The sequence below is a fragment of the Streptomyces misionensis genome, from assembly GCF_900104815.1.
Lineage (GTDB): Bacteria > Actinomycetota > Actinomycetes > Streptomycetales > Streptomycetaceae > Streptomyces > Streptomyces misionensis.
In genome coordinates, this window is sequence record NZ_FNTD01000004.1 from 7,195,501 (window position 1) to 7,216,406 (window position 20,906).

Annotated in this window: 17 protein-coding genes and 1 pseudogene; 11 read left to right on the forward strand and 7 right to left on the reverse strand. The window is 73.4% G+C overall.

Annotated features, from left to right (window positions below; all coding sequences use genetic code 11):
• Nucleotides 1-31: 31 nt before the first annotated feature.
• Nucleotides 32-1,933: a molecular chaperone HtpG gene (gene htpG / locus BLW85_RS34005; RefSeq protein WP_074995055.1), complete on the forward strand. Its 1,902-nt coding sequence runs from the start codon at nt 32-34 to the stop codon at nt 1,931-1,933.
• A 197-nt stretch (nt 1,934-2,130) separates the two neighbouring features.
• Here the strand turns inward: htpG and BLW85_RS34010 are convergent, their stop codons facing one another.
• From BLW85_RS34010 to BLW85_RS34020, 3 genes and pseudogenes are all read right to left on the reverse strand, one after another.
• On the reverse strand, nt 2,131-2,898 hold the full coding sequence (locus BLW85_RS34010) for an alpha/beta hydrolase family protein (RefSeq protein WP_074995057.1): 768 nt from the start codon (nt 2,896-2,898) through the stop codon (nt 2,131-2,133).
• Between the two features lie 216 nt (nt 2,899-3,114).
• Nucleotides 3,115-3,576, reverse strand: a pseudogene (locus tag BLW85_RS34015) (NUDIX domain-containing protein); the annotation flags it as partial.
• Between the two features lie 151 nt (nt 3,577-3,727).
• Nucleotides 3,728-4,153: a DUF6027 family protein gene (locus BLW85_RS34020; protein WP_074995062.1), complete on the reverse strand. Its 426-nt coding sequence runs from the start codon at nt 4,151-4,153 to the stop codon at nt 3,728-3,730.
• A gap of 237 nt (nt 4,154-4,390) precedes the next feature.
• Here BLW85_RS34020 and BLW85_RS34025 point away from each other — a divergent pair, with 237 nt between their 5' ends.
• The 6 genes from BLW85_RS34025 (at nt 4,391) to BLW85_RS34045 (ending at nt 11,806) form a co-directional block, all read left to right on the forward strand.
• The gene (locus tag BLW85_RS34025) at nt 4,391-4,966 is read left to right on the forward strand and encodes a hemerythrin domain-containing protein (protein WP_070022539.1); all 576 of its coding nucleotides are present in this window, start codon (nt 4,391-4,393) and stop codon (nt 4,964-4,966) included.
• Between the two features lie 191 nt (nt 4,967-5,157).
• Nucleotides 5,158-5,334, forward strand: a complete 177-nt coding sequence (locus tag BLW85_RS39615; protein ID WP_167381454.1) for a hypothetical protein — start codon at nt 5,158-5,160, stop codon at nt 5,332-5,334.
• 112 nt (nt 5,335-5,446) lie between these two features.
• On the forward strand, nt 5,447-7,156 hold the full coding sequence (locus BLW85_RS34030) for a hypothetical protein (RefSeq protein ID WP_143060487.1): 1,710 nt from the start codon (nt 5,447-5,449) through the stop codon (nt 7,154-7,156).
• Nucleotides 7,157-7,275: 119 nt separating this feature from the next.
• Nucleotides 7,276-10,257: an AfsR/SARP family transcriptional regulator gene (locus BLW85_RS34035; RefSeq protein ID WP_244174960.1), complete on the forward strand. Its 2,982-nt coding sequence runs from the start codon at nt 7,276-7,278 to the stop codon at nt 10,255-10,257.
• 252 nt (nt 10,258-10,509) lie between these two features.
• Nucleotides 10,510-10,695 (forward strand): hypothetical protein, encoded by a 186-nt coding sequence (locus tag BLW85_RS34040; protein ID WP_143060488.1) that lies wholly within the window; start codon nt 10,510-10,512, stop codon nt 10,693-10,695.
• A 73-nt stretch (nt 10,696-10,768) separates the two neighbouring features.
• Nucleotides 10,769-11,806 (forward strand): BTAD domain-containing putative transcriptional regulator, encoded by a 1,038-nt coding sequence (locus tag BLW85_RS34045; protein ID WP_143060489.1) that lies wholly within the window; start codon nt 10,769-10,771, stop codon nt 11,804-11,806.
• A gap of 25 nt (nt 11,807-11,831) precedes the next feature.
• On the opposite strand, the gene BLW85_RS34050 is transcribed toward BLW85_RS34045, so the two are convergent.
• Complete coding sequence (locus tag BLW85_RS34050; protein WP_079172509.1) at nt 11,832-12,581, reverse strand: ABC transporter permease; 750 nt, start codon at nt 12,579-12,581, stop codon at nt 11,832-11,834.
• Nucleotides 12,582-12,583: 2 nt separating this feature from the next.
• Nucleotides 12,584-13,549, reverse strand: coding sequence for an ABC transporter ATP-binding protein (locus BLW85_RS34055; protein ID WP_070022535.1), 966 nt, complete (start codon nt 13,547-13,549; stop codon nt 12,584-12,586).
• A 92-nt stretch (nt 13,550-13,641) separates the two neighbouring features.
• On the opposite strand from BLW85_RS34055, the gene BLW85_RS34060 reads away from it, so the two are divergent.
• Nucleotides 13,642-14,859, forward strand: coding sequence for a sensor histidine kinase (locus BLW85_RS34060; protein ID WP_239697917.1), 1,218 nt, complete (start codon nt 13,642-13,644; stop codon nt 14,857-14,859).
• Between the two features lie 5 nt (nt 14,860-14,864).
• A complete protein-coding gene (locus tag BLW85_RS34065) occupies nt 14,865-15,515 on the forward strand; it encodes a response regulator (RefSeq protein ID WP_074996313.1) in 651 nt (216 codons plus the stop codon).
• A gap of 8 nt (nt 15,516-15,523) precedes the next feature.
• On the opposite strand, the gene BLW85_RS34070 is transcribed toward BLW85_RS34065, so the two are convergent.
• Both BLW85_RS34070 and BLW85_RS34075 read right to left on the reverse strand, forming a co-directional pair.
• Nucleotides 15,524-16,567: an LLM class F420-dependent oxidoreductase gene (locus tag BLW85_RS34070; RefSeq protein WP_070022534.1), complete on the reverse strand. Its 1,044-nt coding sequence runs from the start codon at nt 16,565-16,567 to the stop codon at nt 15,524-15,526.
• 33 nt (nt 16,568-16,600) lie between these two features.
• Nucleotides 16,601-18,265 (reverse strand): class I adenylate-forming enzyme family protein, encoded by a 1,665-nt coding sequence (locus BLW85_RS34075; protein WP_107409232.1) that lies wholly within the window; start codon nt 18,263-18,265, stop codon nt 16,601-16,603.
• A 243-nt stretch (nt 18,266-18,508) separates the two neighbouring features.
• Between BLW85_RS34075 and BLW85_RS34080 the strand changes: the two genes are divergently transcribed.
• Both BLW85_RS34080 and BLW85_RS34085 read left to right on the forward strand, forming a co-directional pair.
• Complete coding sequence (locus BLW85_RS34080) at nt 18,509-19,693, forward strand: CaiB/BaiF CoA transferase family protein (RefSeq protein ID WP_074995072.1); 1,185 nt, start codon at nt 18,509-18,511, stop codon at nt 19,691-19,693.
• Nucleotides 19,690-20,859 (forward strand): acyl-CoA dehydrogenase family protein, encoded by a 1,170-nt coding sequence (locus BLW85_RS34085; RefSeq protein WP_074995075.1) that lies wholly within the window; start codon nt 19,690-19,692, stop codon nt 20,857-20,859. The genes BLW85_RS34080 and BLW85_RS34085 overlap by 4 nt, the downstream gene beginning before the upstream one ends.
• Nucleotides 20,860-20,906: the final 47 nt, after the last annotated feature.

A 20,906-nucleotide genomic window follows, 5' to 3' on the forward strand; every position in this document is an offset into this window, starting at 1 on the left:
CGACGACAGGACCTGTGAGGTATCCGCGAACATGCCGACCGAGACGTTTGAGTTTCAGGTGGAGGCACGTCAGCTGCTCCAGCTGATGATCCACTCGGTGTACTCGAACAAGGATGTCTTTCTGCGCGAGCTCGTCTCGAACGCGTCCGACGCGCTCGACAAGCTGCGCCTGGAGAAGCTGAAGGACGACTCGCTCGACGCCGACGTGTCCGACCTGCACATCGAGCTGGACATCGACAAGGACGCCCGCACCCTCACCGTGCGGGACAACGGCATCGGGATGTCGTACGACGAGGTCGGCCGGCTCATCGGCACCATCGCCAACTCCGGCACCGCCGCGTTCCTCGAGGAGCTGCGCGAGTCCAAGGACGCGGCCGGCGAGGAGGGGCTCATCGGCCAGTTCGGCGTCGGGTTCTACTCCGGCTTCATGGTGGCCGACGAGGTCACCCTGGTGACCCGGCGCGCGGGCGAGAAGCAGGGCACCCGCTGGACCTCGCGCGGCGAGGGCACGTACACCCTGACGACGGTCGAGGACGCGCCGCAGGGCACCTCGGTCACCCTCCACCTCAAGCCGGCCGACCCGGAGAACCAGCTCCACGACTACACCTCTTCCTGGAAGGTCAGGGAGATCGTCAAGCGGTACTCCGACTTCATCACCTGGCCGATCCGGATGACCCCCGAGGGCGCCGCGACCGACGAGGGCGAGCCCGAGCCCGAGACCCTCAACTCCATGAAGGCGCTGTGGGCCCGGCCGCGCGACCAGGTGTCCGACGACGAGTACCACGAGCTGTACAAGCACATCGGCCACGACTGGCGCGACCCGCTGGAGACCATCCGTCTCCAGGCGGAGGGCACCTTCGAGTACCAGGCGCTGCTCTTCCTGCCCGCGCACGCCCCGCACGACCTGTTCACCCGGGACTTCCGGCGCGGCGTACAGCTGTACGTCAAGCGCGTGTTCATCATGGACGACTGCGAGGCGCTGCTGCCGCCGTACCTGCGCTTCGTCAAGGGCGTCGTCGACGCGGCGGACCTCTCGCTGAACGTGTCCCGCGAGATCCTCCAGCAGGACCGCCACATCGAGATGATGCGGCGCCGGCTGACCAAGAAGGTCCTGTCCACCGTCAAGGACCTGATGGCCGAGGAGTCGGACCGGTACGCCACGTTCTGGCGGGAGTTCGGCACCGTCCTGAAGGAGGGCCTGGTCACCGACGCGGAGAACCGCGACGCCCTCCTCGCCGTCTCCTCGTTCGCCAGCACCCACCACGACACCGAGCCGACCACGCTCAAGCAGTACGTGGAGCGGATGAAGGACGGCCAGGACGACATCTACTACCTGACCGGCGAGTCCCGGCAGAGCATCGAGAACTCCCCGCACATGGAGGCGTTCCGCGCGCGGGGCATCGAGGTGCTGCTGCTGACCGACCCGGTGGACGAGGTGTGGGTCGACGCCGTCGGCGAGTTCGAGGGCAAGAAACTGCGGTCCGTCGCCAAGGGCGAGATCGACCTCGACGGCGAGGACGCGGAGGCCGCGAGCGGCGAGCGGGAGAAGCAGAGCGAGGAGTACGCCGGGCTGCTCGAGTGGATGGGCAAGCACCTGGCGGACGACATCAAGGAGGTGCGCCTGTCCTCCCGGCTCACTGTCTCCCCGGCCTGTGTCGTCTCCGACGCGGGCGACCTCACGCCGGCCCTGGAGAACATGTACCGGGCCATGGGCCAGGAAGTGCCCACCGCCAAGCGCATCCTGGAGCTGAACCCCGGCCACGCGCTGGTGAAGGGCCTCAACCAGGCGTACACCGAGCGCGGAGAGGCCCCCGAACTGGCGGAGACCGCCGAGCTGCTGCACTGCCTGGCGGTCCTCGCCGAGGGCGGCCAGCCGAAGGAACCGGCCCGCTTCGTCAAGCTGATGGCGGAGCGGCTGGAACGGGCGCTGTAACACCGGAGCCCCGGGCGCCGCGACCGGTCGGACGGCGCGCCGCCCGGGAGCGTCCAGGCGTACCAGGGCCTGTTCTCCTGACGAGAGCTATGCCGCCGGGCTCCACCTGAGTGGATCCATCCTCTGGTGACGCAGCCTCGACCCGGGGCCGCGGTTGCGGCGTCCGGCCGGCAAGCCGGACGCCGCAACCGCGCACGTCAGGCCGACGCGGTGACCGCTCCGCCGAGGTGGCGGGCGAAGAACCGGACCGCGCTGTCGGCCTCGAACCGGGGCAGCTCCTTGTGCCGGCCCGAGTTCACGTGCAACGACTTCTCCTTCGAGGCGAAGGCGTCGAACAGCGCGAGACCCTCCTCGCGAGAGATGTGCTCGTCGTCCCACTGCAGATCGAACTCGATCGGGATGGTGATCTGCTTCGCCTTCTCGGCCAGGACGTCGGGCCAGTGCTGGCCGAAGACGGCGGCCGTGATCCGGGGTTCGGCGGCCACGAACGGCACGCCGATCGCGGTGCCCATGTTGATGCCCCAGTAGCCGACCGGCCCGTCGCTGCCGATCTCCGGAAGCTCCTGGAGAGCGTCCAGGAGCGCCTGGTACTCGGGCACGGCGAGCTCCGCCAGGTGGTCGTTGTAGCGGACGACGATCGGGCCTTCCGGCTCGCCCGCCGCCCTCGCCCGGAACAACTCGGCGATCTCCGCTTCGTCGTGCGCCGTGCGCGGCCGGTCGCCGTGACCGGGCGCGTCGACGACGGCGACGTGGAAGCCGCAGCCGGTCACCAGGAGGCGGGCGCGGCCCGCCATCGCCGGGTGCTTCTTGTGGTTGCCGCCGCCGTGTCCCATCAGGACCAGGGGCGCTCGATCGGTGGCGCCAGAGGCCGGTGACCAGAGGACTCCGGGGACATCGTCCACGGTGAAGTCGCGCTCGATCACGCCGTTCGACGAAGATTCGGCGGTGAACCGCAGAGAGTGCATAGGTGTTGCCTTTCGGGAGTGCCTTGTTGTCGAGGCGCTCCCGGCGAGACCTACGTCAATCGCCCGACCGTGACGGGAAGGGGGAGCACCCACAGAGATACAGCGTTCATGGGTCTCACCTCCTCGGGCGACGTCACGGGCAACTGAAAGCTACCAGACTGATCATCAGCCCGCCCAGGCCTTTTCCTGACACGTGACGTCAACGCAGAACGGGCCCTAGGCGTACGGCGTGAAGTGCGCCGGCGCGTGGTCGATGGGGAGTCCGGGGCGCCAGGCGGTGAGGATCTGGGCGCTGCACACGAACAGGCCGTCGGGCAGCCGGTCCAGGGGGTACCAGGCCCAGTCGCCGACCCGCTCGTCCGGCTGCGTCGCCGGTCGGCCGCGCCACGCGGTGACGACGGCGCCGACCGTCACCCGTACGACGTCCTCGACGTGGTCGACCAGCGTGCCCAGCAGCCGGACGTCCTCGGTCCGTGCGACGAGCCCGGTCTCCTCGGCGAGTTCACGGACCGCGGTCCGCTCCAGCGACTCCCCGGCCTCCACGGTGCCGCCCGGCAGTTCGAGCGTGCCGCGCCGGTGCCGGCCGAGCAGCAGCCCCTCGTCGCCGAGGACGATCACCCCCACACCGACGGCGGCGTGCGGGACGGGCGGCTTGGGGGAGCGGTTGCGGCTGGAGACGGGGGTGACGCCGGGTACGGACACGGGGGGACTCCTGGGGGAGACGGGTGCGGGGGAGGGACGGGGACGGGCTGCTGCCCGCGGGCCACTATGTCGGATGCCGTGCCTCGACGTGCCGTCCGGCGGGGCGCCGGCCGCGCCGGTCCACCGGTCACTCGGCGTCGTCCTCGTACTGGGCCGGATACACGGACGGATCGTCCAGCGGCAGCTTGAGCCAGGAGATCATCTCCCGCAGCCGGTGGTAGGCGCGCAGCCGCTCGCCGTCGCTGTCCCGCTGTTCCGCCTCCGCGATCGGCTCCCACAGCCGGTGAACCATCACCGGCCCGATCTCCAGCAGCCCGCCGCTGCCGCCGGTGGCCCACCGCGCCAGCACATAGCGGGCGAGGGCGCCCACGGGGATGCCCAGGTTCTCCGACATGCCGCGCAGGGTGGCCAGCGGATCGAGCCGGCCGTACAGGACGACGTCCGACTTGAAGTTGGCGTGCGGATCGTCGGCCGGCCAGGTGGCGTTCCAGCGGTCGAGCCGGATCACCGGCTCCTCCCGCGGGCCGGTCTCGTCGTGCGGCACGGTGCTCACGGTCCCTCCCTCGGGCGACGCCTGCCCGTCATCATGCCCCGCCCTCGGGGCCGCGATCCGCCACCGGGGTGAATCACCGCGATCGGAACGGCGGAGGCGGGTACTCAGGGGGACGGCCGCCCCGGTGTCCGGGGCGGCCGTGAGCGCTCTCGTACGACCTGGCCAGAGGCCCGGACCGGGGACCGGCCGCAGATCCACGACGTACGCCGACACGAGACCGACGAGGAGCAAACGATCATGGGTGACGCACAGAAGGACCGCGACCAGGCCGCGCGGCTGCCGGAGGGCGATGTCGTGGCGATCCTGCTGGAGCAGCACGCCCGCATCAGGGAGCTGTTCGGCAAGGTGAAGCAGTCCAGCGGTGAGCGGAAGCAGAAGACCTTCGACGAGCTGCGCGCCCTGCTCGCCGTCCACGAGACCGCCGAGCAGATGATCCTGCGGCCGGTCTCCGCCGACAAGGCCGGGAAGGCCGAGGCCGACGCCCGCAACGCGGAGGAGGCCGAGGCGAACAAGGTCCTGTCCGAGCTGGAGAAGATGGACGTGGACAGCGCCGAGTTCATCAGCCGGCTGGCGGAGTTCGAGAGGTCGGTCCTGGAACACGCCGAGAACGAGGAGCAGCAGGAGTTCCCCGCCGTGCGCGCCGGGTGCCCGGAGGACCAGCTGCGGAAGATGGGCAGCCGGTTGCAGTCGGTGGAGCGCATGGCGCCCACCCACCCCCATCCCAAGGTGGCCGGGTCCACCGCGGCCCAGTGGCTGACCGGCCCCTTCGCCGCCATGGTCGACCGGACGAAGGACGCGCTGAGCAAGGACTGACGCGAGCGTCCCGGTCGGCACAGGAAAAGGATCTACCGGCGGGGCGGCCACGCACGGTCGTGGCCGCCCCGCGGCGCGTGCGCGCGGGCGGCGCGGCCCCCGGGCCCGGCGGCCGCCCGGCCCGGCGTGTGTCGCATGAGGTCAGAGACGCACGGGTACTCGGGCGCCGGCGACGGAAGGAGGGCGAGCCCATGGCAGGCGGCGACGACTTCTACTCCAAGGACCGGCCCGAACATCCCCGGATGGCGGAGGACCGGCCCCGTGGCGGCGGTCCGGAGGACCGGCCGAGCACCGGGCACCGGCACGTGCTGATCTGGTTCGTCGTGGCGGTGGTGGTGATCCTGGTCCTCTTCTTCATCTTCCTCTGAGCCGGTGCGCCGGGGCACTCCCGCACTTGAGGGGTGACGTAGAGCGAACTTCATAACGGATGTAGATCCGACATTTACCGCATCCCTGTTACCTGTGGATATGGAACCGTGGGTGAGCGATGAGGCGTGGCCGGACGGGGGGAGCGCGCCGTCGTGGGGCGGGGCGCCGCTCACCGCGCAGGAGCTGCGGGAGTACGCGACCGAGATCGGCTCCCTCGGTCCGGCCGGCTCACCCGAGCCGCGCTTTCGCCGCTACCGCGACGGGCGGCTGCTGCTCGTCGGAGCGGCGGGTCCGCTGTCGGCCGCGCTGCTGTCCGGCGCCCTGCGGGCCGGCTGCCGGGACATCGGGGTCGTGGGCGCCGACCCCTCCGACCCCGGCCTCACCGCGCTGGTCGAGCGGGCCCGGCGCGACGGCGCCCAGCGCGTCCGGCCGAGACCGGACCTCGATCTGGAGACGCCGGGTGCCGCGGACGTCGTCCTGCACCTGTCCGGCTCGCTGCGCGAACTCGCGGCGACGGCCGAACGGTGCGCCGCCACCGGGGTGTTTCTCGGGCAGGCCCTGATCGGCGACGACGAACTGTGGACCGGACCGCTGGGCCCCGCCGCGCGAACCGCCGTGGCGTCGGCGTGGCGGCGGCTGCGCGGCGTTCCCCGCCGCACACCGGTGGCGGACGGCGGCCGGCCCGCCGAGATCGCCGCCGGACAGCTGCTGCGCGCCTGGTTCGCGTGGGCGACCGGCACCGCGCGGCCGGCGGGCGCCCCGTACCTGCTGCGCACGGAGCTGCCGCACGGCACCACCGTCCCGCACCGGATCCTGCCGCTGCCCGCGGCGCCGAGGGTCACCGAGGTCCGGGCCCGGGCGGCGTTCCTGGGCAGGCAGGGCGGCGAGGCCGTCGACGCCGGCGAGCTGTGCGCGCGCGCCGACGCGGTGACGGACCCGCGCACCGGACTGCTGGGCACGACGCGGTGCGAGGAGATCACGCTGGGGGCGGGCTCCCGCTGGGAGTGCCGGACGGCCGTCGCCGACCCCCTCGGGGCCCGGCCCGCCGGAACGCCCGACGCCGTGGTGACCGGCCATGGCGGGGACCGTGAGACGGCGCGAGTGCAAACGTTGCTCACCGCGCTCGCCGCCTACGGAACGCTCGTCGCCTACGGATGCCGCGCCGCCCGTGCGCGGGACGACGGCGCCGACGCCTGGGGTCTGGACCTGGTGACCGGCGCACTGCGCAGGGTCCCCGTCCGGGACGCCCATCCCGCCCCGGACGGCGAGGTGCCGTACCGGCCGCCCGTCGGCGCGGCGGCCGGTCTGACCTGGGCGCACGCCGTGGAGGCCGGACTCGCCCAGCACTGCGAGGAGTTGCTGTCGCGACGGCTCGCCGACCGCGCGACGCGCGTGCCCCGGCTGCCGCTGCCGGCGGACGAGGCACCCGGTACCGCCCATCCGCTGTCCCTGCTGCGCGCGCTGGGCGAGCCGGTCGCCCACGACCTCTCCGCCCTGCTGTCCGTGCCGGCCTGCGGGGTCCGGCTCGGCTCCCGGACGGCCCTCGCGGTCGGCGCCACCCGGGTCGAGGCCATGCGGACCGCGGCCGAGCGCGCCCTGCTCGCCCAGCGGCTGCCCGCCGGGGCCGTACCGGCGATCACACCGGAACAGGAACGGCCCGCGGAATTCTTCCCGAAACCCAGGGGGACGGCCGGGCGGCCGCGGTTCGCCGAGGCCTTGCGCGCCCAGGGCAGGACGCCGGTGGCGGTGCTGCTGGACCACGATCCGCAGGCCGCGGTCGTGCTCCCGTACGTGGTGCAGGTGATCTTGGCGGACGTGTGAGGGCCTGGCTTCTTCCCGTCACTTCATGGCATATTCGTAAGCCTGTTCACCGGATACTCGGACGTCGTCTGGTGGCGGTGCGTTACGGGGGCGCGTCCGGTGAATAGGAAGGCCGGTTCGTGGCGGAAGCCATTGGGTTCGCCGTGCTCGGAACGGTGCGTGTGCACCGGGACGGGCGGGCACTGGACATCGGATCACCACAGCAACAGGCGCTGCTCGTCGCCCTGTTGCTGCGCTCGGGCAGAGCGACGTCCTCCGAGGAACTCCTCGCGTCCGTCTGGGGCGAGGAGGCCCCGAGTTCCGCGCTCGCGAGCGTGCGCACCTACGCCTGGCGGCTGAGACGGGCCCTGGAGAAGGACGCGGCCACGCCCGAACTCCTCGTCTCCCAGCACGACGGCTACCGTCTGGTCGTCCCGCCGCTGGCGCTGGACGCCGACCGCGCGGAACACCTGGCGGGGCACGCGCAGCGGGCGCGGGCCGCCGGGGACGACGAGGCCTGCGGCCGGCTGCTCACCGAGGCCCTGGACCTCTGGCAGGGCTCCCCGCTGAGCGGCGTGCCGGGGCCGTTCGCCGAGCAGCAGCGGTCGCGGCTGACCGAGCTGCGGCTGGGGTTGCAGGAGGAACTCTTCGAGTGCGAGCTGCGCGCCGGCCGGCACGGCTCGCTCATCCCCGATCTGACGGCCTTCATCCGGGAACACCCCTTGAAGGAACGGCCGTACGCCTTCCTGATGCGCGCGCTGTACGCCGCCGGACGCCAGGCCGACGCGCTCGCCGTGTACACCCGGGCCCGTGCCGTGCTGGCCGAGCAACTGGGCGTCGACCCCGGCCCCGAACTCACCGCGCTGCACGAACAGGTGCTGCTCGGAGACCCCTCGCTGCACACCCCGGCACACGAACCCGAGACGATCCGGGCGGCCGGCGCCGAGGAGGCGGACCAGGCGGTGGGGGCGGCACCGGCGCAGGTTCCTCCGCGCCCCGCCCAACTGCCCGCCGACACATCCGACTTCACCGGCCGGGCCGGACACGTGGAGCACCTGTGCCGGGTCCTCACCGCGGCCGGGCGGTCCTCGCTCGCGGTCGCGGTGGTCAGCGGCATGGGCGGGCTGGGCAAGACGACGCTGGCGCTGCGGGTGGCCCACCGGGTCAAGGAGGAGTACCCCGACGGACAGCTCTACGCCGACCTGCGCGGCAGCGGGCTGGAGCCGGCCGACCCGGGTGCCGTCCTCGGCAGCCTGCTCGCCACGCTGGGCGTGCCCGCCCACACCCTGCCGGCCATGACGGAGGACCGCGCGCGGCTCTTCCGCACCCTGCTCGACGGGCGGCGGGTGCTGCTCCTGCTGGACAACGCCCGGGACGCCGCGCAGGTCGCGCCGCTGCTGCCGGGCTCCGCCGACTGCGGTGTCCTCGTCACCAGCCGCACCCGGCTCGTCGGGATCTCCACGGTCGCCGCCGTGGCCCTCGACGTCTTCGACACCGAGGAGGCGGTCGGGCTGCTCGCCGCGATCGCCGGCCCCGAACGCGTCACCGCCGAGCCCGACGCGGCGGCTGAACTGGTGAAGGCGTGCGGCAATCTGCCGCTCGCGGTGCGCATCGTCGCCTCCCGGCTCGCGGGCCGGCCCCGCTGGCAGCTGGCGACCATGACCCGCCGGCTGGCCAACGAGCAGCGCAGGCTCGGCGAATTACGAGCAGGCGACCTCGCGGTGGCCGTGGCCTTCGAACTCGGCTACCGCCAGCTGCCCGAGGACCAGGCGTGCGCCTTCCGGCTGCTCGCCCCCGTGGCCCGCACGAGCATCGGACTGGAGGCGGCGGCCGCGGCCCTCGGGCTGGACGAGCACGACGCGGAGGAGAGCCTGGAGTCGCTGGTGGACGCCGCCATGCTGGAGGCCCCCCAGCCCGGCCGCTACCGCTACCACGACCTGGTGCGCGCCTACGCGCTCCAGCTCGGGACGTCCCCGGCCGACGGCTGCCCGGAGGCGGGCGTCCCGGTCCTCGCCCCGCTCCTGGAGCACCTGGTGGGCCGCGCGTGCGCGGCCTTCCAGTGCATGGTGCCGGGCGACCCCGCCGACATCTTCCGCACGGCGGCGTCCGAACCCGCACCGCCCTTCGCCGACATGGCCGACGCACTGGACTGGGTGAGCACCGAGTTCGAGTGCGTGACCAACGCGGTGACCCTGGCCGCGCACGGCCCGGTGGGCGCGGAGCACCGGACGCTGCGGCTGGCCGCGGACCTCCTGGTCGCCCTGAGCCCGTTCGGCAAGGACATCGCCTACGGCGAACTCGCCTCGGCCGCCGAGCAGTTGGCCGAGACGGCGGCTCGGCGCGGTGACGACTACGCGGCCGGGCGCGCCCGGTTCGTCTGCGGCAACGCGGCGCTCCAGAACGCCCGGCTGGAACAGGCGGAACTGATGACCCGGCTCGCCACCGAGTCCTGCCAGCGCGCCGACGACGTGGTCATCCTGCGCCAGACGCTGAACGACCGGGGACTCATCGCGCAGTTCCAGCACCGCTACGCGGAGGCGGAGCGGTGCTACGAGCAGGCGATCGAGCTGGCACGGGAACTCGGCCACCGCTCGGGGGAACTGGTGACCACGCTGAACGCGGCGCAGGCGGCACTGCGCAGCGGCCGGGCCGAGGAGGCGCTGCGGGTCTGCGACGAGACGCTGACGGCGCTGCGCGAGGTGGCGGACCACTACGGCATCGCCTACGCGCTGTACGTCCGGGGCATGGCCCTGCACGAGCTGGGACGGTACGCCGACGCGGTCGCGAGCCACACGGAGTGCCTGGACATCTGCGGCACCTGGCAGATCCGCGGGCAGGAGTCGCAGGCCCGCTTCCGGCTCGCGGAGACCCTGCGGGTCATGGGCCGGGGCGACGAGGCGTTGTGGGAGGCCGGTCGGGCCCTGACCCTGAGCGAGCAGCGCGGCGCCGACCGGGACCGGGGCCTCGCCCTGCTCGTCCTCGGGTGCACGCTGGCCGATCTCGGTGAACGGGAGGAGGCACTGGCCCGTGCCCGGCAGGCGGCGTCCGTGCTCACCCGGCTGGGGCTGCCCGACGCCGAGGACGCGGCGGACCTCGTGGCGTCCCTCTCCACCCCGGAGTGAGCGACGGCTCCGCGCCCTTCCGGACGGGCCCCGCGGAGTTCTGTACAAGCCGCGTACAGAGCTTCGCAAGAGGCCCGCAAGAGGTCCGTATGAGATCCGTCCAGAGATCCGTATAGACGTCCGCATAGACGTCGCGTAGATGCCGGTGCCGCGGTGGGGATCGAGGCTATATCCGGCGCATATCCGGTGTAGATCACCGGTTGGCAGAGTTCCGGTCACGAGCAAGCAAGCCGAGCGAAAGCAGACGTGACGATGCCTTCCAGCCATTCCTTCGCCGTGCGCACCACCTTCGCCGCCGCGGCCGCCATGTCGGCGCTGCTCCTCACGGCCGGTGTCCAGCACGCCGGGCCGGCCGCCGGATCCTCCCTGAGCGTGCGGGCCGACGGCGCCGACCAGCCCGAGGCGTCGGTCCCCGACGAGTGGAACAGCAGGGGCTGACGGGGCCCTGGTGGACCGCCGGAGGGGGATTCCGACGGCCCGGCGCGACGGTGACGGACACAACGGGGAGATCATGAAGAGCAGCAGTTCCACAGCGCTGGCCCAGCCGGCGGTGGCCGAGATCGTACGCAGCGCGCGGACGAGCCGCGGGGTGAGCCAGCAGGACCTCGCGAGGAGATCGGGGATCGGTCTGCGGACCCTGAGAGAGATCGAGCGCGGGCGGGTACGGGACCCGCGCACCGGGTCGCTGCGCGGTATCGCGCGCGCCCTCCAGGAGCCGGAACTGCTCGCCCGGGTGGGCGAGGCGCAGGACGGTCCCCGCGCCCGCACCTGCGCGAACGAGCCGCTGGTCCTGCGGATACTGGGCCGGCTCTCGGCCTCCCACGGCGGCGGGGAGCTGGCCACCGGGACGCCCAAGCAGCAGCTGCTGCTCGGCCTGATGGCCCTTCAGCCCAACCGGGCCGTCGGCCGCGACGAGATCATCGACGTCCTGTGGGGCGACCGGCTGCCGGACTCCTTCGGCCAGCTGATCCACACCTACGTCTCGCGCATCCGCAGACTGCTGGAGACGCACCATGTGCCGGGCGCCGGCCGCATGTCGGTCGTGCGGCGCGGAACCGGTTACGAACTCCAGGCCGACGACCCCGCCACCCTCGACGTCCTGGAGTTCGACCGCCTCACGTGTGCGGCCGAGTCCGCGCGGGCCGCCGCCGACCCGGCCGCCGAACTCGCCCTGCTCGGCGACTCGCTGCGGCTGTGGCGCGGACGGCTGCTGGAGGGGATGCCTTCGGCGCTCCAGCGGCACCCGGTCGCCGTCGAGCGGTCCCGGCGGCGGGTCACCTCCGCGCTGCGGCTCACCGACCTCGCCCTCGCGCGGGGGCAGTACGAGGAGGTGCTGGCCCGGCTCGAACCGATCGCCCGCGAGGAGCCGCTGCACGAGGGGCTGCACGCCCGCCTGATCGCCGCGCTGGCCGGGTCGGGCCGCCGGGCGGAGGCGCTGGAGCTGTACGTCCGCGTCGACCGGCGGCTGCGCGAGCTGAGCGGCATCGCTCCCGGCGACGAACTGCGCGGCGCGCAGATGGCCGTGCTCCGGGAGGAAGCCGGGCGCTGACGACCGGCACGCGTCCGGCGCCCGTTCACGCGTCCCGGCGCCGCAGCACGAGCCAGCCGCCGGTCGCGGCCAGCACGGCCCAGACGACCATCACCAGGAAGCCGGTCACCGGACCGTAGGGCGCCGCCGCGTCCAGGTGCAGCCGCAGCGGGTACTGGCCCGCCCGGTCCGGCAGGTACCAGGCCAGGTCGCGCAGCCCCGGGATCTCGGCGAGGACGGGGGAGACCAGGAACAGGAACGGAACCAGCACGCCCATGGCGAGCGTCAGGCTGCGCAGCATCGCGGTGATGCCCATGCACATCACGGCCAGCACCGGGAAGTACAGCGCGCCCGCCACGACGGCGCGCACGGTGCCCGCGTCCCCGAGGTGCGCGCCGTGGCCGGCGAGCAGCCGCTGCGAGACGAGGAACGTACCGGCGGAGGCCACCACCCCGGCCACCAGCGACAGGGCCGCCCCCGTGGCCAGCTTGGCGCCGTAGAACAAACCGCGCCGGGGCACGACGGCCAGGGAGGTGCGGATGGTCGCGGTGCTGTACTCGTTGCCGACCACGAGCACCGCGAAGGCGATTACCATGACATGGGCGAAGAAGATGCCGTAGTAACCGAGTTGGACCGGGTCGAAGGTCCTCGCCCCGGCGTCGTCGGCGCTGACCGAGCCGCACACGCCCGCGCCGATGCCGATCAGCAGCAGGGCGGCGAGCGGCAGTGTCCAGACGGTCGAGCGGACCGAGCGGATCTTCGTCCACTCCGAGTGGAGAACGGCGTTGACCGACATCCTCAGGCCACCTCTCCCAGGGGTCGGGCCACGTATTCCATCGCGTCGGAGGTCATGCGCATGAAAGCGTCTTCCAGAGAGTCCTCGATCCGGGTCAACTCCAGTACGGGGGCGCCCTCGTGAGCGGCGATCAGCCCGATCTCGTCGGTGCTCGCGCCGTACACCTCGAAGCCGTCGCCCGCGGTGCCCTCCACCCGGAGCCCCTTGCGGCCGAGGGCCTGACGCAGCCGTGCGGGGTCGGCGGTGCGGACCCGCACCCGGCCGCGGCCGTGCTCCTCGGCGAACTCGGGCATGGACACATCGGCCAGCAGCCGGCCCCTGCCGATGACGACGAGGCGGTCGGCGAGCAGCGCCGTCTCCGCCATCAGATGGCTGGAGACGAACACGGCCCGGCCCTGGGCGGCGAGGTCCTTCAGGAACGTCCGCAGCCAGCGGATGCCCTCCGGGTCCAGGCCGTTGACCGGCTCGTCGAGGATCAGCACCCGGGGGTCGCCGAGGAGGGCCGCGGCGATGCCCAGCCGCTGCCGCATGCCGAGCGAGAAGCCTCCGACACGCCGCTTGGCCGCCGGGGCGAGACCGACCTGCTCCAGCACCTCGTTCGCGCGGTGGTCCGCGATGCGGTTGGCGCGGGCCACGCACAGCAGATGGTCGCGGGCGGTGCGGGCGGGGTGCACGGCACCGGCGTCCAGGAGGGCGCCGACGTGGCGCAGCGGCTCCTTCAGTTCGGGATAGGCGTGTCCGAGGACGCGGACCCGGCCCTCCTGCGGGCGGTCGAGACCGAGGATCATCCGCATGGTGGTCGACTTGCCGGCCCCGTTCGGACCGAGGAAGCCGGTCACCAGGCCGGAGCGCACCTGGAAGCTGAGCCCGCGCACCACGGTGCGCTCGCCATACGCCTTGACCAGGCCCTGGACGTCGATCGCGGGTGGGTCCTGGGCACCGGCCGGGGAAGTGCTGTCGCTGCTCATGCCACCGAGCGAACCAGCACGCCGCCGCCACCGGATCCCCCCGCGGCGGGAACGGCGTCCCCCCTGAGAGGGAGACGGCGGGGGACGGCATCGTGCATCTGAAGCTCTACGCCGCCCTGACCAGGGGCGCCACCTACTCCCGCGCCCTGCACGTGCTCATCGGCGCGGCCGTGGGACCGGTGTGCGTCCTCGTCTACCCGGGCTTCTCCCCCTCGCTGCCGAGGACCCTGGCCGCGGCCGCCGTGGTGCCGGTGCCCCTGCTGCTCCTCCTCGGCCTGGTCCCGGCGGTGCGGCACGCCGAGGGGCTCCAGGCCCGGATGATGCTGGTCCCCGCCAGCGAGGGGCAGATCGGGCTCGCCCCGGCCAGGGGGCCGGCGGCGGGCTGGCGCACCGGTGTCTGGCTGGTCGTACGCGCCTCGTGGGGGCTGCTGGTCGCCAGCGTTCTCGCCCAACTGCTGTCCATCACCGGTACGTTGGCCACCGTGCCCGCCCTCGAACGCACCAGCACCGTGCTCGGCGTGCGGATCGAGGGCGGTCCGGAGCGCACCTGGGTGCTGGCCCTCGTACCGCCGGCCCTGCTGCTGATCGCCGGTGTCGTCATCGGCGCGGGACAGGTCCAGCTCGCCGTCGCCAAAAGGCTGTTGGGCCCCTCCACGGCCGAGCGGCTGGCCGACGCCGAGCGGCTGGCCGACGAGCTGCTCGCGCGCAACTGGCTCGCCGCGGAACTGCACGACTCGATCGGGCACGCCCTGACGGCGACCGTCCTCCAGGCCGGTGCCGCCCGCGAACTCATCGACGTGAACCGGGACTTCGCGGTCCGCGCGCTGACCTCCATCGAGGAGACCGGGCGCCGCGCCATGGACGACCTCGAACGCACCCTCGGCCATCTGAAGGAGGCGGAGCGGCCCGCGGCCCGCACGGCCCGGCCCACCCTCGCGGACATCGGCCAGCTGCTGGAGGCCAGCCGGGCGGCCGGGGCGACCGTGCGGTCCCGTACCGCCGAGGACGTCACCGCCGTGCCCGGGGTCGTCTCCCGGGAGGCCTACCGCATCCTCCAGGAGGCGCTCACCAACGCGATGAAGCACGCGCCCGGCGCGCCCGTGGACGTCGTCCTCGACCTGACCGACGAGCACCTCGACCTCTGTGTGGCCAACACGCTCGTGCCCGGCACCCGGCGGGCGCACGGCACCGGCAAGGGGCTGCGCAGCCTGCGGGAGCGCGCCGCGCTGCTGGGCGGCCGGGCCGCGGCACGGTCCGAGTCCGGGCGCTGGATCGTCAGCGCGCGCCTTCCCCTGCGGCTGGAGTCATGACCACGATGCCCATCTCCGTCCTGCTGGTCGACGACGAGGAACTGGTCCGGGCCGGCATGGCCGCGATCCTCGGCAACAGCCCCGACATCACCGTGGCCGGCGAGGCTTCCGACGGCTCCGAGGTGATCGGCCTGGTGCGCCGGCTGCGCCCGGACGTGGTCGTGATGGACGTCCGGATGCCCCGGGTCGACGGCATCACGGCGACCCGCGATCTGCTGGCCGCCGTCCCGGAACCGCCCCGGGTCCTGGTGATCACCACGTTCGAGCACGACGACTACGTCTACGAGGCCCTCAAGGAGGGAGCGTCGGGTTTCCTGCTCAAACGCTCCCGGCCGGCCGAGATCGTCCAGGCCGTGCGCACCGTGGCCACCGGGGACTCGGTGCTCTTCCCCGCCGCCCTGCGCACCCTGGTCTCCGGGCGCCGCAGGCCCGGCTCCGGCGACGCCCTGGCCCGTGCCCAGCTCACCGCGCGGGAGGCACAGGTGCTGCGGCTGATGGCGCGGGGCATGTCCAACACGGAGATCGCGGAGGAACTGTTCCTGGGGGTGCAGACCGTGAAGACCCATGTCAGCAGCACCCTGGCCAAGCTGGGCGCGCGCGACCGCACCCAGGCGGTGGTGATCGCCTACGAGTCCGGGTTCATCGAACCGCGGTGAGCGGCCGGTCAGCCGGTGATCTCCTTCAGCCGGGCCACCACGGACGCCTCGCTCTCGCCGTCCTGCGGCACCGGCACGATCTGGAGGTGGGTCACGCCCGCCTCGCGGTACGCGGCCAGCCGGTCCCGTACATAGCCTTCCGGGCCGCAGATCGTGGTGGCCTCCAGGAGCGCGTCCGGGACGGCGGCCGCGGCCCCCGTCCGGTCGCCCGCCCGGAACAGCCGCTGGATGGCCTGCGCCTCCTTCGCGTAGCCGTAGCGGGCGACCAGGTCGTGGTAGTAGTTGTGGCCGGGGGCGCCCATGCCCCCTATGAACAGGGCGAGTTGGCCGCGGGCCAGCTCCCGCGCGCGGGCGGCGTCCGGGCCGATGGCGAGCAGTCCGCCGGCCGAGACCCGCAGCGGGCCGAGCCGCGGGTCGCGGGCGGCCGCGCCGGCCCGGAGTGCCGGCCCCCACACCTGGTCGCACCACTCGGGCACGAAGAACATCGGCAGCCAGCCGTCCGCGGTCTCGGCCACCATCCGGACGTTCTTCGGGCCGAGCGCGGCGACCCACACCGGGACCGACGGACGTACCGGCGGCGTGAGCAGCCGCATCGGGATGCCGAGGCCGCTGCCCTGCCCCTCGGGCAGCGGCAGCCGCACGGACGCGCCCTCGTAGCTCACGGGCTTGTCCCGCTTCCAGAACGCCCGCATGACCTCGATCGTCTCGCGGGTGCGGGTGACCGGGGCGGTGAACGGCACCCCGTGCAGGCCCTCGACGACCTGCGGGCCGGAGGAGCCGAGCCCGAGGTGGCAGCGGCCGCCCGAAAGCGCGTCGACACCGGCGGCGGTCATGGCCAGCAGCGCCGGGGTGCGGCTGTACACCGACAGGATGCCGGAGCCGATCTCCAGCCGCTCCGTGCGGGCGGCGAGGAAACCCATGAAGCTGGGCGCGTCGTAGCCGTACGCCTCGGGCACCCAGACGAGATCGAGCCCCGCCCGTTCGAGTTCGGCGACCTGCGCCGCGGCGCCCACGATGTCGCCGTCGTACTTGAGCTGCATGGAGATCTTCACGGGAGGGACTCCGATCGGAAGGAGGGGCGCGGGTCAGCGGGTGCGGGGGGCCGGGGTGTCCAGGCGGGTCAGGGCGCCCTGGGCGATCAGCTCGCGCACCCGGAACTTCCGGACCTTCCCGGAGGCGGTCAGCGGCAGCGCGTCCGCGGTGAACCACTGGGTGGGGACCGTGTGCGGCGACAGCCGTTCCCGGCAGCGTTCGACGAGGAAATCCGGGTCGGGCAGCGCCTGTTCGCCCGGCGAGGGCAGCAGCACGGCGGCGACGACCTCGCCCCACAGGTCGTCCGGCACGCCCACGACGACGGCGTCGCGCACCCCGGGCAGCGTGCTGAGGAAGGTCTCGACGGGACCGGGGGCGATGTTCTCGCCGCCGCGGATCACGAGGTCGCCGAGCCGGCCCTCGATGCGCAGGGCACCGGTGGCGTCCATCGAGCCGAGGTCGCCGGTGCGCACCCAGCCGTCCGCGTCCACCTTGCGCGCGGTGGCTGCGGGATCGCCGTAGTAGGCAAGGAGTTGCTGGTAGCCGCGGGCGCAGATCTCGCCCACGACGCCGAGCGGCTGGACGCGTCCGGTGTCCGGGTCGACGATCTTGCAGGAGGCGTGCGGCAGCGGCCGACCGACGGTGCTGGTCTTCTCCTCGGCGGTGTCGCCGGGCCGGGTCAGGGTGAGCACGGAGGCGAGCTCCGTCTGCCCGTAGAGGTTGAAGACGGTGGTGGAGAACAGCTCCTCGGTCTCCCTGATGAGCTGGGCGCGCACCGGGGCGGCGCCGGTGAGGACCGCCGACAGCCGGACGGGTGCGCCGGCGGCGGCCCGCGCGGCGTTGCCCAGCGCGGTGAGGATGGTCGGCACGCTGGTCAGCACCGCGCCGGGGGAGCGGCGCAGCACCTCCAGGAGGACCGCGGGCTCGAACCGCTCCAGCAGGGTGAAGGTGCCCCCGCACCACAGCGGGCCCAGGCAGGAGATGACCGCTCCGGCGGTGTGGAACATCGGCAGCGGCGAGACCACCGTCGCGCCGTCTCGGACACCGAGGCCCTCGAAGGTCAGCCGGGCGACGTTCACCACCGACCGGTGGGACAGCAGGACGGCCTTCGGAGCACCGGTGGTACCCGAGGTGAACTGGATCTGCGCGGGCACGCCGGCCGCGACGATTTCCTCCCGGGAGGGCAGCGGCGCGCTCCCGCGCAGCGCTCCCGGCTCGCTCAGCGACAGGACGTGCCGCAGCCCGGGCAGACCGGCCGCGACGGTGCGGGCCACCTCGGCCATGTCGTAGTCGCGGCTGCGGTCCGCGTGCAGCAGCAGCTGCGCCTCGGAGGTGCGCAGGGCGTGGTCCAACTCCTCCGCGCGCAGGGCGGGGTTGAGGGTCACCAGGGTCACTCCGGCCAGCGCGGCCGCGTACTCGATCACCGGCCACTCCGGCACGTTCGGCGCCCACAGGGCCACCCGGGCGCCGAGACCGACGCGTTCGCGCAGTCCGGCGGCGACGCCCTCGGCCTCGGCGAGCAGCTGGGCGTAGGTCCAGCGGCGAGGTGTCCCGCCGCCCTGCGGGACCGACTCCAGGGCGATGCGGTCCGGCCGCTCGGCGGCCACCTCGCGCAGCAGGGAGCCGACGGTGTGGGAGGAGAGCGGGACGGTGGTGTCCGCCGGCCGGAGCGACTCGAGGAGCGCGCGGTCGGCCGGTGGTGCGGTGATGGTGCGCATGGGCGGGGCTCTCCTCGACGGGTGTGGACGGCGCTTGTCGGTGCCGTACCGAGCCAAGCCGGAGTGCGCCGGGAGCGGATCCCCCGGCGGCTGGAAGCGGCTCCCTCCCGGGAGGGAGCCGGTGGGCGGAGGCAGCTCGCGTCCAGTTCACGTCCAGTTCCCGTCCAGGGACCGGCCGCGGCGCGCCGGTAGCGTGCACCACCGCGTGCGCCCTCGGTGGGCGCGCGGCGAAGGGGAGGTGCGATGGGCGGGGACGCGACGGCGGACCGGGGGCCCGCGATGGCCGGGCTGCGGATCCTCGATCTTTCGAGGCTGCTGCCGGGCGGGTTCGCCACGGTGCTGATGGCCGACCTCGGCGCCGATGTGATCAAGGTGGAGAGTCCCGACGGCGGTGACTACGGGCGGCTGGTCGATCCCGAGACGTTCGCGGCGCTGAACCGCAACAAGCGGTCGGTCGTCCTCGATCTGCGGGACGAGGCCGGGCGCGAGACGCTGCTGCGGCTGGTGGAGCGCTGCGACGCGGTCGTGGAGAGCCACCGGCCCGGTGTGCTGTCGGGCATGGGGCTCGGCTACGAGCGGCTGCGGGCGGCGAACCCGCGGGTGGTGCTCTGTTCGATCACCGGCTTCGGGCAGACCGGCCCCTACGCCGGCCGGCCCGGCCACGACCTCAACTTCCTGGCGCTTTCCGGTTTCTTCGCCGTCCCCCACCGCCCGGGGCGGTCCGTCGACCGGGTCGGGGTGCGGGTGGCCGACCTCGCGGGCGCGATGTACGCGGCGCTGTCGCTCACGGTGGCGGTCGCCGCGGCCCGGGAGTCCGGCGAGGGCCAGCACCTGGACGTGTCGCTGCACGAGGCGGCGGCCGGCTGGGCGGGACCGCTCGCCCTGCCCCTGCTGGGGCTGGCCGACCCCGCCGACAGCCCGTTGGTCACCGGTGACAACGACCTGTTCACCGTGGCCGACGGCGGGCGGATCGCCCTGGCGACCTTCGAGGACAAGTTCTGGCTGGTGTTCCGCGAGGCGTTCGCCGGCGAGTTCCCCGAGCTCGACGACGACCGGTACGACCGCCGCGCCGACCGCACCCGGGACCGCACCCGGGTCGCGGAACTCCTGCGGGACGTGTTCGCCCGCCGGGACCTCGCCTGGTGGTGCGCCCGGCTGGCCCCGCTGGACCTTCCGTGGGCGCCGGTGTACGAGACGCCCGGGGAGTTCCTCGCGGACGAGCACGTCGTGGCCCGCGACCTGGTGGGCGTCCTGCCGGGCTCGCCGCACGCGGAGCCGCGCCGGCAGGTGCGGTTCCCGGTGCGCTTCGGCGCCGGCCTCGACTCGCTGCGCCGCGCCGCCCCGGCGCACGGCGAGCACACCGCCGAGATCCTCGGCGAACTGGACCAACAACGCGAACGCGAACGCGAACAGGAGCCGAAGCGATGAGCGACGTCCGCGACCGGGCCGCGAGCGGCTTCGCCGAGACCACGGAGCGGCGGGCGCTGCGCGAGGCCGTCGCCGCCTTCGCCCGGGGCCGGGGCGCCGGTGCCGCGGCCCCGCGCGACTCCGAGCAACTGTGGGACGAGGCGGGGAAGTTGGGCTACCTCGGGGTCAATCTGCCCGAGGAGTACGGCGGCGGGGGACAGGGCATCACCGAGCTGTCCATCGTCCTGGAGGAACTGGGCGCCGCGGGCAGCCCGTTGCTCATGCTGGTGGTCTCGCCCGCCATCTGCGGAACGGTCATCAGCCGCTTCGGCACCGAGCGGCAGAAGCGCCGGCTGCTGCCGGGGCTCGCCGCCGGGACCGCCCGGATGGCGTTCGGCATCACCGAGCCGGACGCGGGCTCGAACTCCCACCGGCTGACCACCACGGCCCGCCGCGACGGCACGGACTGGCTGCTGACCGGCCGCAAGGTGTTCGTCTCCGGCGTGGACGAGGCCGACGCGACCCTGGTCGTCGCCCGGCGCGCGGACGAGCGCACCGGCCGGCTCAAGCCGTGCCTGTTCGTCGTCCCGCGCACGGCCCCGGGCTTCGAGTTCCGGGAGATCGAGATGGAACTCAGCGCGCCTGAACGGCAGTTCCAGCTGTTCCTGGACGAGGTGCGGCTGCCGGCCGACGCGCTCGTCGGCGACGAGGAAGCGGGCCTCGAGCAGCTGTTCGCGGGCCTGAACCCCGAGCGGATCATGATGGCCGCGTTCGCGGTGGGCATGGGCCGGTACGCCCTGGCCAAGGCGGTCGACTACGCCCGTACCCGCCAGGTGTGGTCGGCGCCGATCGGCGCGCACCAGGCGGTGGCGCACCCGCTGGCCGAGGTCCACATCGAACTGGAACTCGCCCGGCTGATGACCCGCAAGGCGGCCGAACTCTACGACGGCGGCGACGACCTGGCCGCGGGCGAAGCCGCGAACATGGCGAAGTACGCCGCCGCCGAGGCGGGCGCCCGCGCCGTCGACCGGGCGATCCACACCCTGGGCGGCAACGGGCTCACCGCCGAGTACGGGCTCGCCTCGCTGCTGGGTCTCTCCCGGGTGGCGCGGATCGCCCCGGTCAGCCGGGAGATGATCCTCAACTTCGTCTCCCACCACACGCTCGGGCTGCCCAAGTCCTACTGATCCACCGGTCTCCAGCGCGACGAGGCCCCGCGATCCGCGGGGCCTCG

Coding starts and splice junctions, on each gene's coding strand:
- htpG (WP_074995055.1), top strand. CDS start 32: ATGCCGACCGAGACGTTTGAGTTTCAGGTGGAGGCACGTCAGCTGCTC.
- BLW85_RS34010 (WP_074995057.1), bottom strand. CDS start 2,898: ATGCACTCTCTGCGGTTCACCGCCGAATCTTCGTCGAACGGCGTGATC.
- BLW85_RS34025 (WP_070022539.1), top strand. CDS start 4,391: ATGGGTGACGCACAGAAGGACCGCGACCAGGCCGCGCGGCTGCCGGAG.
- BLW85_RS39615 (WP_167381454.1), top strand. CDS start 5,158: ATGGCAGGCGGCGACGACTTCTACTCCAAGGACCGGCCCGAACATCCC.
- BLW85_RS34040 (WP_143060488.1), top strand. CDS start 10,510: ATGCCTTCCAGCCATTCCTTCGCCGTGCGCACCACCTTCGCCGCCGCG.
- BLW85_RS34045 (WP_143060489.1), top strand. CDS start 10,769: ATGAAGAGCAGCAGTTCCACAGCGCTGGCCCAGCCGGCGGTGGCCGAG.
- BLW85_RS34050 (WP_079172509.1), bottom strand. CDS start 12,581: ATGTCGGTCAACGCCGTTCTCCACTCGGAGTGGACGAAGATCCGCTCG.
- BLW85_RS34055 (WP_070022535.1), bottom strand. CDS start 13,549: ATGAGCAGCGACAGCACTTCCCCGGCCGGTGCCCAGGACCCACCCGCG.
- BLW85_RS34065 (WP_074996313.1), top strand. CDS start 14,865: ATGCCCATCTCCGTCCTGCTGGTCGACGACGAGGAACTGGTCCGGGCC.
- BLW85_RS34075 (WP_107409232.1), bottom strand. CDS start 18,265: ATGCGCACCATCACCGCACCACCGGCCGACCGCGCGCTCCTCGAGTCG.
- BLW85_RS34080 (WP_074995072.1), top strand. CDS start 18,509: ATGGGCGGGGACGCGACGGCGGACCGGGGGCCCGCGATGGCCGGGCTG.
- BLW85_RS34085 (WP_074995075.1), top strand. CDS start 19,690: ATGAGCGACGTCCGCGACCGGGCCGCGAGCGGCTTCGCCGAGACCACG.